The organism is Pseudomonas sp. ES4 (genome assembly GCF_050586665.1).
Taxonomy (GTDB): Bacteria; Pseudomonadota; Gammaproteobacteria; order Pseudomonadales; family Pseudomonadaceae; genus Aquipseudomonas; species Aquipseudomonas frederiksbergensis.
In genome coordinates this window covers 70,248-86,074 of sequence record NZ_JBOBDO010000018.1, presented here as the reverse complement: position 1 = coordinate 86,074, position 15,827 = coordinate 70,248, and the positions used below count along the sequence as shown (strand labels likewise).

Genomic DNA, 15,827 nt, shown 5'->3' with positions numbered 1-15,827 from the left:
AATCACCGCTGCCCGACGAGCAATTCTTCTTCGGCTGCTGGCACCCCCAGACTATCGATCACATGCACGCTATACCCCGGCATATTCTTCGCGTGATGCTTGGCCTGCGATGCCATCTCCGCCAACTGGCTTGCATCGAGTTGTCCACAGGCCTGTGGATGTAAATGCACCACGCCAATCGACAGTGACAACAACGCAAACTCCTGGCGCACACCCTGACGGTTTGGCGCGATGAAGCAGCCGGCTTCCAGGTGTTCACTGCGATAAAAGCGTCGGCATTGGCTCTGGAAGTCGTCCAGTAACTGGTTCAAGCGTTTGCGCCAGTCTTCCGGGCCGAGTACCAGCAGGAAGTCATCGCCGCCGATATGGCCGACAAAGTCGCGGGAAGGGTCGACGCGATCATTCAGGCATTGCGCCAGGCACAGCAGGACTTCATCCCCACGGCCGTAGCCGTAGATGTCGTTGAAGGGTTTGAAACTGTCGATGTCGACGTAGCAAATCACCGACTCCCGTTGCTGTTGCAGCAGTCGCGACAGGCATTGCTGGATCGGCACGTTGCCCGGCAGCAGGGTCAGCGGGTTGGCGTAACGGGCTTGCTGGATCTTCAGTTCGGTAATCAGCTTGAGTACGTCGATCACCCGGCCCAGTCCCAGGTAACCACCGTTGAGGGTGATGATGAAGTCTTCTTCGATGCGCTGTCGCGCGCGGCTGGTGATCAGGCGACTCACTTGTTGCAACGACTGACTCATCTCAACGGCGAGGAAGTCATCACTCATTAAGCGGCTGATCGGCTTGCGGGCGAACAGGTCGGTGGCAAAAGGCTTGAGCAGTGCATCGGAGAGCGAATGCCGGTGGACGATGCCACAGGGCTGGCCTTGCTCGTCGAGCACCGCCAGGGAGTTCAGGTTGGCCTGGCGGCGAAAGGCTTCCAGCACTGTCGCGGTCGGGGTATCGCGACCCACTGCGGGTTGGTCGTTAAGCAAAGCGCTAAGGTCACTGACTTCATCATTCAACGCCACCGCAGTGCTTTCCCGCTTGGGCATCAGGGCTCGGGCATCACGAGGCGGATGTTCCTGGGGGCGGCAGAGCAGATAACCCTGAACCAGATCCACGCCCATCTCGGTCAACACCGCGAGTTCTTCCGGCAGCTCGATACCTTCAGCGATCACTTGTGCCCGCGAGGCCTTGGCAATTTGCAGGATTGAGCCGACAAATTCGCGCTTTAAGGCATCCTGGTGAATGCCGTCGATGAAATGTCGATCAATCTTCACGTAGTCCGGACGCAATTCAGACCACAGTCGCAAACTCGAATAGCCTGCGCCCAGATCATCCAGTGCTATGGAAAAACCCATCGCTCGATAGTGATGCAGAGCGGTTTGCAACAGCTCGAAATCATCGGTCGGGGTCTGTTCGGTCAGTTCGATTACCACCTGACTTGGCGGTATACCGAAATCCTGCAGCAGTTGCAGGGTGCGCCCGGGTTGGTGGGCGGCTTCGAGCAGGGATTCAGGGGAAACGTTGAGGAACAGTTTGCCGGGTAGTTGCTGCTCATTGAAATGTCGGCAGGCGCTTTGACGGCAAGCGATTTCCAGCTCGCTCAACCGGCCTGCCTGACGGGCAACGGCGAACAGCGCGAGGGGAGAGTGCAGCGGACTGTTGGAGGGGCCGCGACTGAGGGCTTCGTAACCGACAATACGTCGCTCGGAGAGGGAAATGATCGGCTGGAACAAGCTGTGCAAACCGCTTTGAGTCAGTATGAAACTCAAGGCACTCAGCTGTTCTGTGGTGGTCATGGCTTTCTCTGGCGATAAAAAAAGGACCGGGAGCACTCTCTTCGATGAAGAGGGGCTCCCAGTCCTTTATTTCACGACAGAATGATGACTGTTTGATGACGCTCCGGGGAGCGTCAGCATTAAATTGCCATCATCTTGCGTGTAACCATTTAGTGCTTGGCTACTGCGGTATTGAGTTTCAAATAGTCCAACAGAATCCGCCCGGTCTCGCTCAGGTAGGCATCGTCTTCTGGTTTGGTCTTGTCTGTCTCGGCCGCAATCGCGTCTTCGTCTTCTTTCTTCAGCTCTTTGAGCGGCTCTTCACCCTTGGCCTTGCGACGGATATTTTCCATGGCAAGTTGCTTGGCTTCGATATCGGCGTGCTGTGCGCGACGATCAGCTTCATTGAGGCTGACGGTTTTTTCCGTCATCAGTTTTTGCGCCAGGGCCAGTTTGTCGCGGATGAATACGAACTCCGCGTCCTTGGCCGAGCGTACGTCATGCTCGGACTTGAGCTGCGAAATGTACGGCTTGAACGGGTCGACCGCAGGCTTGATGGCCGCGCGGATGGTGTCCCACGGCATGGCTTCAGGCAGTGCGCTTTCACCGATTTCCTTGGTGTCGATGATCGACGGGTAATCGATGTCCGGCAGTACGCCCTGATGCTGGGTGCTCTGGCCGGAAACCCGGTAGAACTTGGCCAGCGTCAGTTTCAGTTCGCCATGGTTCAGCGGCTGAATGGTTTGCACGGTGCCTTTACCGAAGGTCTGGCCGCCGATGATCAAGGCGCGGTGGTAGTCCTGCATGGCGCCGGCAAAAATTTCCGAAGCCGACGCAGACAAGCGGTTGACCAGCAACGCCATCGGCCCTTTGTAGAAGGCTCCCGGGTTTTCATCTTCCAGCACATCGACCCGGCCATCGGCATTACGCACGAGAACGGTCGGGCCTTTGTCGATGAACAGACTGGTAAGCTCGGTGGCTTCCTGCAAGGAACCGCCGCCGTTGTTGCGCAGATCGATGACCACGCCGTCGACCTTGTCTTTCTGCAACTCGGTCAGCAGTTTCTTGACGTCGCGAGTGGTGCTCTTGTAATCCGGATCGCCAGCACGGAAGGCCTTGAAGTCCAGGTAGAAGGCCGGGATCTCAATGACGCCGAGCTTGTAGTCCTTGCCGTCCTGTTTCAGGTTGAGAACCGACTTCTTCACGGCCTGGTCTTCAAGCTTCACCGCTTCGCGGGTAATCGGGACGATCTTGCTGGTCTGGTCGTTCGGCGCATTGCTGGCGGGGATCACTTCCAGGCGCACCACGGTGCCTTTTGGCCCACGGATCAACTTGACCACTTCGTCCAGGCGCCAGCCGACCACGTCGACCATTTCCTTGTTGCCCTGGGCAACGCCGATGATCTTGTCGGCCGGTGCGACCTGTTTGGTCTTGTCGGCCGGGCCGGCAGGCACCAGACGCACGACTTTCACCTGGTCGTTGTCACTCTGCAACACGGCGCCAATGCCCTCGAGGGACAGGCTCATGTTGATGTCGAAGTTTTCCGCGTTATCCGGTGACAGATAGTTGGTGTGCGGGTCGTAGGACATGGCGAAGGTATTGATGTACGCCTGGAAGATATCTTCCGCACGGGTCTGGTCCAGGCGCGCCAATTGATTCTTGTAGCGCTTGGTCAGGGTTTCCTGAATCTGCTTGGAATCCTTGCCCGCGATCTTCTGCCGCAAGACTTCGTCCTTGACGCGTTTGCGCCACAGGTCGTCGAGTTCTGCGGTGTTCTTGAGCCATGGGGCGTCCTTGCGATCGACCTGCAAGGTTTCCTTGGCGTTGAAGTCGATCTTGTCGACGCCTTTGTTCAACTCGGCAAGGGCGAAGTCCAGACGCGCCTTGACGCGGTCCAGGTAGCGCTTGTAGATGGTGAACCCGGCGTTCAGGTCGCCGCTTTTGAGGAAATCGTCAAACTGGGTTTTCCACCTGTCGAATTCGGCAATATCGCTGGCCATGAAGTAGCTGCGCGACGGATCCAGCAGTTTGATATAGCTGTCATAGATGATCACGGAACGCGCGTCATCGAGCGGCGGCTTGCTGTAGTGATGGCGCTTTAGCAACTCGACGACGTTCAGGCTGGCGATCACTTCGTCACGATCAGGCTGAAGCTTGTCCCAGCTGTTGGCTGCAAACGAATGGGTCGACATCGGCAGCAGACCGATACCAATGAACAGGGCTAGGGCGGTGCTGGGGAAAAAATGCTTCATGCTGATTCGACGCGGGGACAATTGATCACGCATATTAGGCCGTCTTTGAAGTCGCCGGTACCACTAGTCTCTGTATGGAAACTGCCTGTTAGCTTTCGTACAGACCCCAGGGCCGGTCGCATAATGCAAGAAAGCCCGGCGCTACAGCTACGGGCTCAGTCCAGACTCACTATGGAGGCACTGTGAAAGCATTGCAAGGCGTTGAAGGTCGAGTGGAGTGGCTTGAAGAGCCCAGTCCTACATGCGATGTAGGACAAGTTCGGATTCGAGTGGCGGCAGCGGGTCTCAATCGCGCCGATTTGTTACAGAAAGCGGGCCTTTATCCGCCACCGCCGGGAGCCAGTCAGGTACTGGGTCTTGAGTGTTCGGGGGTGATCAGCGAGGTGGGGCCGGGCTCGTCCTGGCAGGTCGGGGATCGGGTTTGCGCCTTGCTGGCCGGGGGCGGGATGGCCGAGGAGGTAGTTGTCGACGGACGGCATGTGTTGCCGGTTCCCGAAGGTTTGTCCCTGGCTGAGGCGGCAGCGCTGCCCGAAGTGTATGCGACCGTTTGGCTGAATTTGTTTCAACTGGCTGCGCTCAAGCCAGGTGAGAAAGTTCTCCTGCACGCCGGCGCAAGTGGAATCGGTTCAGCTGCCATTCAGCTGTGCAAGGCGTTTGGTAACCCGTGCTGGGTCAGCGTCGGTTCCGCCGAGCGTTTGGCTTACTGCGAAGCGCTGGGTGCCCAAGGTGGGGTCGTGCGCAACGGCGATCTGGATAGCTTGAGCGACCTGGGGCCGTTCGATGTGATTCTCGACCCGGTGGGCGGCAGCTACGCCGCGTTGAATCTGAAACTGGTGGCGCTCGATGGTCGTTGGGTGCTGATCGGCCTGATGGGCGGTCGTGAGGCGCAGCTGGATCTGGCACAGGTACTGGCCAAGCGCGTGCAACTGCTGGGTTCGACCTTGCGCAGTCGTGACGAACAGTTCAAGGCGGATCTGTTCAGCGATCTCGGCCAACATGTCTGGCCGCTGTTTGCCGAAGGGCGTTTGAGCCCGCAATTGGCCAAGACCTTCCCGATCAAGGACGCCGAAGCGGCGTTTGCGGAGTTGGCGACTAACAAGGTGTCGGGAAAGTTGGTGTTGGTGATCGACGAAAGCCTGGTTTGATTGATCGTTCCCACGCAGAGCGTGGGAACGATCAGGCGAGGAGGTTACTTCCAGGTATGAATTGGCCAGCCGGCTTTTTCTGCGTGCTCAAGCAGCACCGGATCGGGATTTACCACGTGTGGGAAATCCACCTTCAGCAGCAACGGCAAATCATTGCGTGAGTCGGAGTAGAAGCTCGCGCCCTTGAGGTTTTCCTCTTGCGCATCCAGCCACTCCAGCAATCGCGTGATTTTGCCTTCGCGGTAGGTCAGCGTGCCAACGGTGTTGCCGCTATACACCCCATGTGCCACTTCCAGTTCAATGCCGAGAATCTCGTCAATGCCCAAACGATCGGCAATCGGCCTGACCAGGTGCGTGCCCGACGCCGAAATCACCAAAATCCGGTCGCCGGCCTTGCGATGGGCGGCAATGGCTTTGGTGGCGTCACTGAAAATGATCGGCTCGATGAAGTCTTCCACCCAAGGCCCTACCAAATGGTCGACCTCTTCGGGGGTGCGCCCGATCATCGGCTCCAGGCTGAAGGTCATGTACTCCTCCATCCGTAGTTTGCCGTGGCTGTAGGCGTCCATCAGTTCATTGTTCTGACGCATGAACGACTCGGGATCGACCCAGCCCAGGCGACCCATTTGTTCGCTCCAGAGGGTGGCGCAGTCGCCGTGGATCAGGGTTTCGTCCAAATCAAAAATTGCCAGGGCCATCAGTGCGGTTCTCTCTTCAACATCAGCAAAGTCATCAGGCTACCTCACACAGGGCCGTCGGATCGATGGAAAGCGCCAGACGCTGACCATCGGGATGCAGATCGGCCGCCGAGCGGTTCAGCACATCCACCACCAATTCCACGCCCCGAGCTTCGACCCGGTAGCGAATCACGTTTCCCAACAGGCTGTGGCTGCGGATTTGTGCGTCGAGTTCGCCGTTCAGGCTCAGTTCGATGGCTTCCGGGCGTATCGCGATGCGGTGGGTAATCGGTCGCTGCAGCAGTTTTGTGGCGCTGTCGGCGTCCAGCAGGTTGTAGTTGCCGATGAAACCTGCGGCAAAGAGATCGATGGGGGCGGTGTAAAGGGTCTGGGCGTCGCCGCTTTGTACGATCTTTCCCTGATTCATCAAGAAAATCCGGTCGGACATGGTCAGGGCTTCTTCCTGATCGTGAGTGACGAAGATCGTGGTCAAGCCGAGTTCGCGCTGGATCTGACGGATCTGTTCGCGCAAGTGCTTGCGAATCCGTGCATCCAGGGCCGACAGCGGTTCATCCAGCAACAACAGGCGAGGCCGGGTCACCAACGAGCGGGCGAGGGCGACTCGCTGGCATTGACCGCCGGACAGTTGATGCGGATAACGCGCGGCGAAGTCATTGAGTTCCACCAGTTTCAGTACTTCGGCAACACGCCTATGGCTGTCGTCGGCGTTGACCTTCTGCATGCGTAAACCAAAGGCGACGTTCTGCTCAACGGTCATGTTCGGAAACAGCGCGTAGCTCTGGAACACCATGCCGATCCCGCGTTTTTGCGGGCTCAACGGCACGAGGTCCTGGCCATCGAGCAGGATTTTGCCGCCATCCACCGAGGTCAGCCCGGCGATGCAGCGTAGCAGTGTGGACTTGCCGCAACCGGACGGGCCGAGGAGGGTGACGAACTCACCCTTCTGGATTTCACAGTTGATGTCGCTGAACACCGTGGTGCCCGCGTAGCTTTTCAGTAGGTGTTGGACGCTGACGAAGCTCATTGGCTTTTGTCCTTGTTCAAAATATTGGCCGCCCAGGTCAGAACCAGCACAAAGAAGAAATAGGAAATCACCAGCGCACTGGTGAAGTGGCCGCTGCTGTTGCGCATGTTGTTGAGGTAGACCTGCAGGGTTTCGAAGCGGGTCCCGACGAGGATGTTGGCGAACACGAACTCACCGAACAGGAACGAGAACGACAGCAGCAACGCCACCATCAAACCTTTGCGCAAGTTTGGCAGCACCACCAGGAACGCCGCTTGCCAGGTGCTGGCACCGAGCAACTGAGCGGAATCCATCAGGTCGCGCAAGTTGATCGCCTGCAGGTTATTGGTGATTGCCCGGTACATGAACGGCAGCGCCACGGTGAAGTAGCAGCCGATCAGAATCCACGGCGTCCCGACCATCGCGAATGGCCCGGAACCGTAGAGCTGCAGTAGACCCACCGATGACACCACCGGCGGCACCGCGAAGGGCAGCAGGATCAGGATGTTCATCAGGGCATCGAGTTTCGGGAAGTGGTAATGCACCACAAACAGCAGCGGCAGAATCAGCACCACGGACAGAATCAGCGAGCCGACGCAGACCAGCAGCGATTGGCCGAACGAATGGAGAAAGCGCGGATCGCTCCACAGCTCCAAGTACCATTTAACGGTAAAGCCACTGGGCAGAATGGTCGCCGACCAACTGCTGGAGATCGAGTAAATCAGCGTCCCGAGTAACGGCAGCAGCAGGATGGCAAATAGCAAATACACCACCACCCGGTGATAGATCCCGACGGGGCCCTGTTCAGCGCGAGACATGGTAGCTCCTCTTCAACAGCAACTGATGCACGATGGTCACCAAGGTCATCAACGCCACCAGTACCACGGCCAGAGCACTGGCCAGGTTCGGGTCCAGGGAAATGTCGCCGGAAACCATCGCCGCGATGCGGATCGGCAGCACGTTGAAGTTGCCGGTGGTCAGTGCGTACACCGTCGCGTAGGCGCCCAGGGCGTTGGCCAGCAGGATCACAAACGTACCGAGCAGCGCCGGGGTCAGCACGGGCAATCCGATGTGCCGCCAGAACTGCCAGCCATTGGCGCCGAGCAACTCGGCGGATTCGCGCCAGTCTTCGCGCAGGGCATCAAAGGCCGGGTAGAGCAGCAGCACGCCGAGCGGAATCTGGAAGTAGGTGTAGAGAATGATCAGCCCGGTTTTCGAATACAGGTTGAAGTCCTGAATGATCCCGGCCTGCTTGAGCATGATGGTGAAGCTGCCGTTGAAGCCCAGCAGGATGATGAACGCGAAGGCCAAAGGCACGCCGGCAAAGTTGCTGGTCATGTTGGCGAAGGCGTTGACGAAGTTGCGCAGTTTCGAGTCGACCCGGCGCAGGGAATAGGCGCCGAGCACCGCGATGATGATCCCGAACACGCTGGACCAGAAACTGATCTCGAGGCTGAACTGGATCGCCTGCAGATAGAACTTCGAATTGAAGATCCTGGTGAAGTTAGCAATGCCCCAGCCGAACTCTTCCGATTGCAGGCTGTTGATCATCACCCAGGTCAGCGGGGCGATCTGGAATACGATAAAGAACAATGCGAAAGGCACCAGACACAAGGCTGCCAGCCATTTTCCGCGGGTCATGGTGTTCACTTGAGCAGCTCCCGGCACACAGGTTTGTCATGGGGCACGCCCAGCAGTTCACAGACAGTGCCGCAGATTTCAGTCTGTTTCGGTGCGGCGTTGGCATTGAAGCTGAAAGCATCGCCGAGGACGAACAGCGGTACTTCGCGTTCTTCCTGCAGCAGGCCGTTGTGGGAACGATCGTTGTTCATGCCATGGTCGGCGGTCACCAGCACCTGATACCCGGCGTCGAGCCAGGTTTGCAGGTAATCGGCCAGAATTATGTCGGCCGAACGGGCGCTGTTGCGGTACTGCGGGGTGTCGAGACCGTGCTTGTGCCCGGCGTCGTCAATGTTCATGGGATGGATCAGTAAAAAATTCGGCGCATGACGCAGGCGCAGGTTTTCGGCGTCGGCGAACAGGTGCGAGTCCGGGTAGTGATCGTTCCAGTAGAAATGACCGTGCTGGATCGGCAGGTCCAGGTCGTCGGTGTGACGATCCCGCGCGGCCACGAACGGCGAACGGTTATACAGCTCACTGACCCAGTGATAGGCCGCGGCGGCGGTGACAAGGCCGGCATCGCTGGCGTAGTGATAGATGCTGCGCTGGTTCGACAGGCGCGAGACGTTGTTGTGAACGATGCCACTGTCGATCGGGGTGACACCGGTCAGGATGCACTCGTAAAGCGGTCGGGACAGCGCCGGCAATTCGCACTCCAGTTTGTAGAGTGCCGCGCGTCCTGCGCCGACATAAGCCTGCAGGTGCCCCATGGCGTGACGGGCGACCTCGTAATTGAGGCCGTCGAGCACGACAAGGATGACGTTGTGCTTCATAGGGGCTGGAACTCCGCAAAACAGATGATTCAAATACGCAACCAATCCTTTGTGGGAGCGAGCCTGCTCGCGATAGCGGTCTGACATTCAACATTGATGTTGGCTGACAGTCCCTCATCGCGAGCAGGCTCGCTCCCACATTGGATCTCCATCAGATCCCCGAATGGGGATCTACCGTGTTACGGCATGTTGATGATGACTTCTTCCTGCCACTTCTGCGGAAGGGCTTTGGAGGTCTTTTCCCATGCATCGGCGTCTTTGATCGGCGTGACCTTTTTGTACTGCTCGTTAGGCAGCAACTGGGCCTGAACCTCGGGCGGCAGAGTCAGATGCTCGGCGCGGATCGGACGGGCGTTGCCGCGCGCCAGATTGATCTGGCCGGCGTCGCTGAAAATGTATTCGCGGGTCAGCTTGGCGGCATTCGGGTGCTTGGCGTACTTGTTGATGATGGTGGTGTAACCAGAGATCACCGAGCCATCGGAGGGAATCAGCACGGTGTAGTCATCCGGGTTGGCCATTTTGGCCTTGTAGCTCAGACCGTTGAAGTCCCAGACCACGCCGACTTCGATTTCACCCTTTTCCATGGTGGCAATTGTCGGGTTGGCCATCGACAGGCGGCCTTGCTTGGCGATATCGGAAAACAGATCCAGCGCCGGCTGGAGGTTTTTCTCATTGCCACCATTGGCGAGCGCGGCAGCCAGAACACCGTTGGCGGCTTGGGCCGCGGTGCTCACATCACCGATGGAAACCTTGTATTTGCCGTCCTTGAGGTCAGCCCATTTGGTCGGAGCGTCGGAACCGTGCAGCAGCTTTTTGTTGACGATGAACGCGATGGTGCCGGTGTAGGCGAGCGCCCAGTTGCCGTCCTTATCCTTGGCCCAGCTCGGGATCTGATCCCAGGTGCTTGGCTTGTAAGGTTGCACAACGCCTTGCTTCACCGCGATCGGACCGAACGCGGCACCGACATCACCGATATCGGCAGTGGCATTGTCTTTTTCAGCGGCGAACTTGGCGATTTCCTGGGCCGAGCTCATATCGGTGTCGATGTGTTTCAGGCCGTAGTTCTTGGCCAGGTCATCCCAGGTGCCTTTCCAGTTGGCCCAGTTGTCGGGCATGCCGACGCTGTTGACCTCACCTTCCGCTTTCGCCGCGGCTTCGAGGGTTTTCAAATCGCTATCAGCCGCCATCGCGGCGGTACACATGGCAATGGTCGAGCCTAACAGTGAGGCCAGGAAAAGCTGTTTCATCCGAAGCTCCTTTGGGCGTTTTCAACGCTGCGATTGCGGTTGTGTTGGTCTAGGTCAGCAATACCTGAGCCAATTTAGGCGCCTCGGATGACATTTTGATGTCGACGACCGGTCGGCCTATATTTTTCAAGTTGCAAAGCTCAGGCTTCGGAGTAAGCGTAGACCATGGCTAATAGGCTGATATAAAAGGACTTGGCCGTGAAATTGCAGGCGTTTGGAGCAACCGTTCGGCGGCTTTGTCATCTGTCAGTCATGAGCAGTGCCTAGGCTTGTCGGGAATTGAGGGAACCGATTTGAATCGCGGTTCCGCCCCGGAACAGTGCTGGTCTAGTCCAGATAGGTAACGTTGATGCGCATCGAGACAACCAAAGCGGTGACAGCCATCGGGCAGGTTCTGCAAGAACAGCTCGACCATGGCCTGTTGGCGCCCGGGAGCAAACTGCCGGCCGAGCGCAAGCTCAGTGAGTTGTTCGCAACCACGCGGATCACCGTGCGTGAAGCGTTGTTGCAACTGGAAGCCCAGGGGCAGATTTATCGGGAGGAGCGCCGTGGCTGGTTCGTATCGCCACCGCGCCTGGCCTATAACCTGATGCAGCGCAGTCACTTTCACGCAATGGTCAGTGCACAGGGGCGGGTGCCGTCCACCGAGGTGATTTCCGCGCGGTTGCAACCGGCGTCGGCGGCGGTCTGTGCCTGGTTGCAGCTGCCGGCGTTGTCCAGCGTGATTCAGATTTGCCGGGCGCGGCGGATAGATGGGCGGCTGGTGTTGTATGTGGAGCACTATTTGAATCCGCAGTTTTTTCCGGGGATTCTGGATTTCGATCTGAATCAGTCGATTACCGAGCTGTATGCCCGGCATTACGACTTGCACTATGGGCGGGTGCGTTTCGAGATTGTGCCGACGGCGTTGTCGGTGGATGCGGCGGCGGCTTTACGGGTGTCGGTGGGGAGCCCGGGGTTGCGCATCGCTCGGGTCAATTACGATCAGCATGAACGGTTGATCGATTGTGATCTGGAGTTTTGGCGGCACGATGCGATTCATGTCGGGGTTGATGTGGTCTGAGCCTGGCCGCCACAGGCCTCGGTTCTGTCATTACCCGAATCGGTAAATGTCCATGCCCAGGGCGCCCATGGTGAATCCCTTGTGGCTCACGCTGAATGTACCTCCCGCACCGCGCGCAAAGTACAACGGCAACAGATGTTCATCACTGGGGTGGTTGCGCACGGCATTCGGTGCTTGCTGACGGTAATCGTGCAACGCGGGTTCGTCGTTGGCAGCGAGTTTTTCGATCATCCAGTCACGAAATGCCTGGGCCCAGGGTTCGACGCTTTCCGGGCCGGCGTGCCAGTCCAGTTCGCGCAGGTTGTGGGTGATGCTCCCGGAACCAATCAGCAACACGCCATGTTCGCGCAGGCTGGCCAGGGCATGACCGACACGGGTCTGCAGGGCCGGGCCGCCGCGGGTGGGTAGCGAAACTTGCACCACGGGGATGTCGGCTTGTGGATACATCAATGACAAGGGCACCCAGACACCATGGTCGAACGGCCGTTCGGCGTCGATGCGTGCGGGCAGGCCATTGCTTTTCAGCAGTTCGACAACCTCTGCGGCCAATTGTGGATTGCCGGGTGCCGGGTATTGCACGTTGAACAACGCCTGCGGAAAACCGCCGAAGTCATGCCAGGTTTCAGGCTGGGGATTGCCGCTGACGAGCAACTCATTGCTTTCCCAATGCGCAGAAACAATGACGATGGCCTCGGGTTTCGGCAGTTCTGCCGCCAGGCGAGCAAGAGCGGGCCCGCTGGCGCCCGGTTCCAGTGCCAACATGGGCGAGCCATGGGATATGTAAAGGCTGGGGAACATGAATGCGCTCCTGAGGGGTAAGATGGCATCATCTTCAGTCAGATCATTGATCTAAATCTAATATAAGTTTTAGAGTCTTTTGATCGAATTTTCGGGATTAATTATGCAGCCGGAGTTTTGGCACAAGCGGTGGACGTCGAATCAGATCGGCTTTCACCTGCCGGAAGTGAATCCATATCTGCAACGGTACTGGCCGCAGCTGGGCCTGGAAGAGGGCGCGCGCGTACTGGTGCCGTTATGTGGGAAAAGCCTGGATCTGCTGTGGCTGGCGAAATGCGGGCATGAGGTGCTGGGCATCGAATTGTCGGAAAAAGCGGTGGAAGACTTTTTCCACGAGCATCAATTTGATCCGGACGTCAGCGATCAAGGCCCCTTCACGGTCTATCGGGCGGGCTCGATCGAGATCTGGTGTGGTGATTTCTTCGCGTTGACGGCCGGCGACGTTGCCGATTGCAGCGCGCTGTACGACCGCGCTGCGTTGATCGCCTTGCCACCGAAGATGCGCGAGCAATATGCCGAGCATCTGAAGCGGATTATGCCGAAGGATTCGCTGGGGCTGCTGATTACCCTGGATTACGACCAGGCACAAATGGAGGGACCGCCCTTTGCCGTGCTGGATGACGAAGTGCAGCGGTTGTTCGGTGCGTCGTGGGAGTTAAAGATTCTGGAAGATCAGGACGTTCTGGGCGAAAGCTGGAAGTTCCTGGAAAAGGGTGTTACGCGGCTTGAAGAGCGGGTTTATCGGGTTTCCAGCCGATAGATTGGTGTTGTTTGTACCGGCCTCATCGCGAGCAGGCTCGCTCCCACAGTTGACCGAGCTGTCTAGATAGACGCGGTCTAATGTGGGAGTGAGCCTGCTCGCGATGGGGCCCGAATGAACACTGCAAAAATCAGCAGACAAAAAAAGGCCCGCATTCAATGCGGGCCTTTTTTTGTTAGTGCGAAGCCTCTCAGCCCCGACGACGCAACGCGTCAATACGCTCTTCCAGCGGCGGGTGGCTCATGAACATGCGGGCGAAGCCTTGTTTGAGGCCACCGTTGATGCCGAAAGCCGTCAGGGTGTCCGGCATGTGCACCGGCAGCCCCTGTTCGGCCCGCAGGCGTTGCAGGGCGCCGATCATTGCGGCGGTGCCGGCCAGGCGTGCACCGGCTTCGTCTGCACGGAATTCGCGTTTACGCGAGAACCACATGACGATGGCGCTGGCCAGAATGCCCAGGACCAGCTCGGCGAAGATGGTCGCCACGTAATAGGCGATGCCTTGGCCTTCTTCGTTCTTGAAGATCACCTTGTCGACAAAGTTGCCGATGATCCGTGCGAAGAACATCACGAAGGTGTTCACCACGCCCTGGACCAATGCCAGGGTGACCATGTCGCCATTGGCTACGTGGCCGATTTCGTGGGCCAGAACGGCCTTCACTTCATCAGGCGAGAAGCGTTCGAGCAGCCCTTGGCTGACCGCGACCAACGCATCGTTCTTGTTCCAGCCGGTGGCAAAGGCGTTCGCCTCGTAGGCCGGGAAAATACCGACTTCGGGCATCTTGATCCCGGCTTCCCGGGACAATTGCTCGACGGTTTGCAGCAGCCATTGCTCGTGACGTGTGCGCGGCTGGCTGATGATTTGGGTGCTGGTGCTCATCTTCGCCATCCACTTGGAGATGAACAGCGAAAACAGCGAACCGGCGAAACCAAAGACCGCACAGAAAATCAGCAGCTGATTGAGGTTGAGATCAACCCCGTTGGCCGCCATGAACCCGTTGAAGCCGAAAAGGCTCAGGGTGATGCTGGCAATCAGCACGACCGCCAGGTTAGTGGCCAAAAACAGCAGGATGCGCATCATGGTTGTAGAAATCTCCTCATGCTAAAGATGTAGCGTACTGCGGGGTATATAAGGTGCTGACCCGGGCTATTCAACCGGGTGACTATTTCAAACTGTGTCCTACGGCAACAGTCTAGCTGTTTGAAGGGCATTTCCGACATCGATGCAGGAAGTGTTTGTCAGCCAATTAACGTCGTAAGCCCCGCCGTTGTTAGGCGCGAGCACGCAACGAGGCATCGGTCAGCGATTGAAGAAGCGATGTTCGGCAGGGCGCAAAGAAATGTTGCTGAATCAATCACCGTGCGACATGCGCAAGCGTCGCACGGTGACAGGCAGGTTACTGGCGATAGGACTTGAGGAAGTTGCCGATACGTCCGATGGCCATGTCCAGCTCGTCCACGCGCGGCAGGGTCACCACACGGAAGTGGTCCGGCCAAGGCCAGTTGAAGGCCGTGCCTTGTACCACCAGCAGCTTCTCCGACAGCAGCAGGTCGAGCACGAATTTCTCGTCGTTATGGATCGGGCAGACTTTCGGGTCGATCCTTGGGAACGCATACAGCGCGCCCATTGGCTTGACGCAGCTCACGCCGGGAATATCGTTGAGCAGCTCCCAAGTGCGATTGCGCTGTTCCAACAATCGTCCGTTGGGTAATACCAGATCATTGATGCTCTGGTAGCCGCCGAGGGCGGTCTGGATCGCGTGCTGGCTCGGTACGTTGGCACACAGGCGCATGTTGGCCAGCATGTCGATACCTTCGATGTAGCTCTGGGCATGGTGTTTCGGGCCGGAAATGGCGATCCAGCCGGAACGGAAACCCGCGACGCGATAGGACTTGGACAGACCGTTGAACGTCAGGCACAGCAAGTCTGGCGCCAGGGACGCCGTGCAGATGTGCACGGCATCGTCGTACAGAATCTTGTCGTAGATCTCGTCGGAAAAAACTACCAGGTTGTGCTGACGGGCCAGTTCCAGCATGCCCAACAGGACTTCTTTCGAATACACCGCGCCGGTCGGGTTGTTCGGATTGATGATCACCAGTGCCTTGGTGTTCGGGGTGATCTTGGCCTTGATGTCGGCCAGGTCCGGCCACCAGTTGGCCTGCTCGTCGCACAGGTAATGCACCGGGTTGCCGCCCGACAGGCTCACCGCGGCAGTCCACAGCGGGTAGTCCGGGGCCGGCACCAGCACTTCATCGCCGTTGTTGAGCAGGGCCTGCAGCGACATCACGATCAGCTCGGAAACGCCGTTGCCCAAATAGATGTCTTCAATGCCGACGCCTTCTACCTGCTTTTGCTGGTAGTACTGCATCACGGCCTTGCGGGCGCTGAACAGACCTTTGGAGTCGCTGTAGCCTTGAGCAGTCGGCAGGTTGCGGATGACGTCCTGGAGGATTTCATCCGGCGCTTCGAAACCAAAAGGCGCCGGGTTGCCAATGTTCAGCTTGAGGATGCGATGGCCTTCCTCTTCCAGGCGTTTGGCGTGCTTGAGCACTGGGCCGCGAATGTCGTAGCAGACGTTGGCGAGCTTGTTCGATTTGCTGACCTGCATGGCGATGTGTTCCCGAAAATGAACGATCCA

Annotated in this window: 14 protein-coding genes; 3 read left to right on the top strand and 11 right to left on the bottom strand. The window is 58.1% G+C overall.

Translation table 11 applies throughout. The annotated features are described in order from the left end of the window. Positions 1 to 2 precede the first annotated feature (2 nt). Positions 3 to 1,793: a bifunctional diguanylate cyclase/phosphodiesterase gene (locus ACQ4OB_RS19505; protein ID WP_430956280.1), complete on the bottom strand. Its 1,791-nt coding sequence runs from the start codon at positions 1,791 to 1,793 to the stop codon at positions 3 to 5. Positions 1,794 to 1,942: 149 nt separating this feature from the next. Then, positions 1,943 to 4,024 carry a carboxy terminal-processing peptidase gene (locus tag ACQ4OB_RS19500; protein ID WP_162493960.1) on the bottom strand — a complete coding sequence of 694 codons (2,082 nt, stop codon included), beginning with the start codon at positions 4,022 to 4,024 and terminating at the stop codon, positions 1,943 to 1,945. 182 nt (positions 4,025 to 4,206) lie between these two features. On the opposite strand from ACQ4OB_RS19500, the gene ACQ4OB_RS19495 reads away from it, so the two are divergent. Then, positions 4,207 to 5,169, top strand: a complete 963-nt coding sequence (locus ACQ4OB_RS19495) for a zinc-binding dehydrogenase (protein ID WP_074878849.1) — start codon at positions 4,207 to 4,209, stop codon at positions 5,167 to 5,169. 44 nt (positions 5,170 to 5,213) lie between these two features. On the opposite strand, the gene ACQ4OB_RS19490 is transcribed toward ACQ4OB_RS19495, so the two are convergent. The 6 genes from ACQ4OB_RS19490 to ACQ4OB_RS19465 form a co-directional block, all read right to left on the bottom strand. Continuing rightward, positions 5,214 to 5,867, bottom strand: coding sequence for an HAD family hydrolase (locus ACQ4OB_RS19490; RefSeq protein ID WP_430956279.1), 654 nt, complete (start codon positions 5,865 to 5,867; stop codon positions 5,214 to 5,216). 34 nt (positions 5,868 to 5,901) lie between these two features. Beyond that, positions 5,902 to 6,891, bottom strand: coding sequence for an ABC transporter ATP-binding protein (locus ACQ4OB_RS19485; RefSeq protein WP_074878845.1), 990 nt, complete (start codon positions 6,889 to 6,891; stop codon positions 5,902 to 5,904). Beyond that, positions 6,888 to 7,688: an ABC transporter permease gene (locus ACQ4OB_RS19480; protein ID WP_430956278.1), complete on the bottom strand. Its 801-nt coding sequence runs from the start codon at positions 7,686 to 7,688 to the stop codon at positions 6,888 to 6,890. Before ACQ4OB_RS19480 ends, ACQ4OB_RS19485 begins: the two co-directional genes overlap by 4 nt. Beyond that, positions 7,675 to 8,511: an ABC transporter permease gene (locus ACQ4OB_RS19475; RefSeq protein ID WP_173860451.1), complete on the bottom strand. Its 837-nt coding sequence runs from the start codon at positions 8,509 to 8,511 to the stop codon at positions 7,675 to 7,677. The genes ACQ4OB_RS19480 and ACQ4OB_RS19475 overlap by 14 nt, the downstream gene beginning before the upstream one ends. 5 nt (positions 8,512 to 8,516) lie before the next feature. Next, a complete protein-coding gene (locus ACQ4OB_RS19470; protein WP_074878838.1) occupies positions 8,517 to 9,323 on the bottom strand; it encodes an alkaline phosphatase family protein in 807 nt (268 codons plus the stop codon). Between the two features lie 179 nt (positions 9,324 to 9,502). Next, on the bottom strand, positions 9,503 to 10,570 hold the full coding sequence (locus tag ACQ4OB_RS19465) for an ABC transporter substrate-binding protein (RefSeq protein ID WP_074878835.1): 1,068 nt from the start codon (positions 10,568 to 10,570) through the stop codon (positions 9,503 to 9,505). Positions 10,571 to 10,919: 349 nt separating this feature from the next. On the opposite strand from ACQ4OB_RS19465, the gene ACQ4OB_RS19460 reads away from it, so the two are divergent. Next, positions 10,920 to 11,633: a UTRA domain-containing protein gene (locus ACQ4OB_RS19460; RefSeq protein ID WP_074878833.1), complete on the top strand. Its 714-nt coding sequence runs from the start codon at positions 10,920 to 10,922 to the stop codon at positions 11,631 to 11,633. Between the two features lie 30 nt (positions 11,634 to 11,663). Here ACQ4OB_RS19460 and ACQ4OB_RS19455 read toward each other — a convergent pair whose 3' ends face one another. After that, positions 11,664 to 12,431, bottom strand: coding sequence for a DODA-type extradiol aromatic ring-opening family dioxygenase (locus ACQ4OB_RS19455; protein ID WP_430956277.1), 768 nt, complete (start codon positions 12,429 to 12,431; stop codon positions 11,664 to 11,666). A 103-nt stretch (positions 12,432 to 12,534) separates the two neighbouring features. On the opposite strand from ACQ4OB_RS19455, the gene ACQ4OB_RS19450 reads away from it, so the two are divergent. After that, positions 12,535 to 13,191, top strand: coding sequence for a thiopurine S-methyltransferase (locus tag ACQ4OB_RS19450; RefSeq protein ID WP_074878830.1), 657 nt, complete (start codon positions 12,535 to 12,537; stop codon positions 13,189 to 13,191). Between the two features lie 190 nt (positions 13,192 to 13,381). Here ACQ4OB_RS19450 and htpX read toward each other — a convergent pair whose 3' ends face one another. Further along, complete coding sequence (gene htpX / locus ACQ4OB_RS19445) at positions 13,382 to 14,269, bottom strand: protease HtpX (protein ID WP_074878828.1); 888 nt, start codon at positions 14,267 to 14,269, stop codon at positions 13,382 to 13,384. A gap of 316 nt (positions 14,270 to 14,585) precedes the next feature. Next, on the bottom strand, positions 14,586 to 15,797 hold the full coding sequence (locus tag ACQ4OB_RS19440) for a pyridoxal phosphate-dependent aminotransferase (protein ID WP_008145866.1): 1,212 nt from the start codon (positions 15,795 to 15,797) through the stop codon (positions 14,586 to 14,588). Positions 15,798 to 15,827 lie beyond the last annotated feature (30 nt).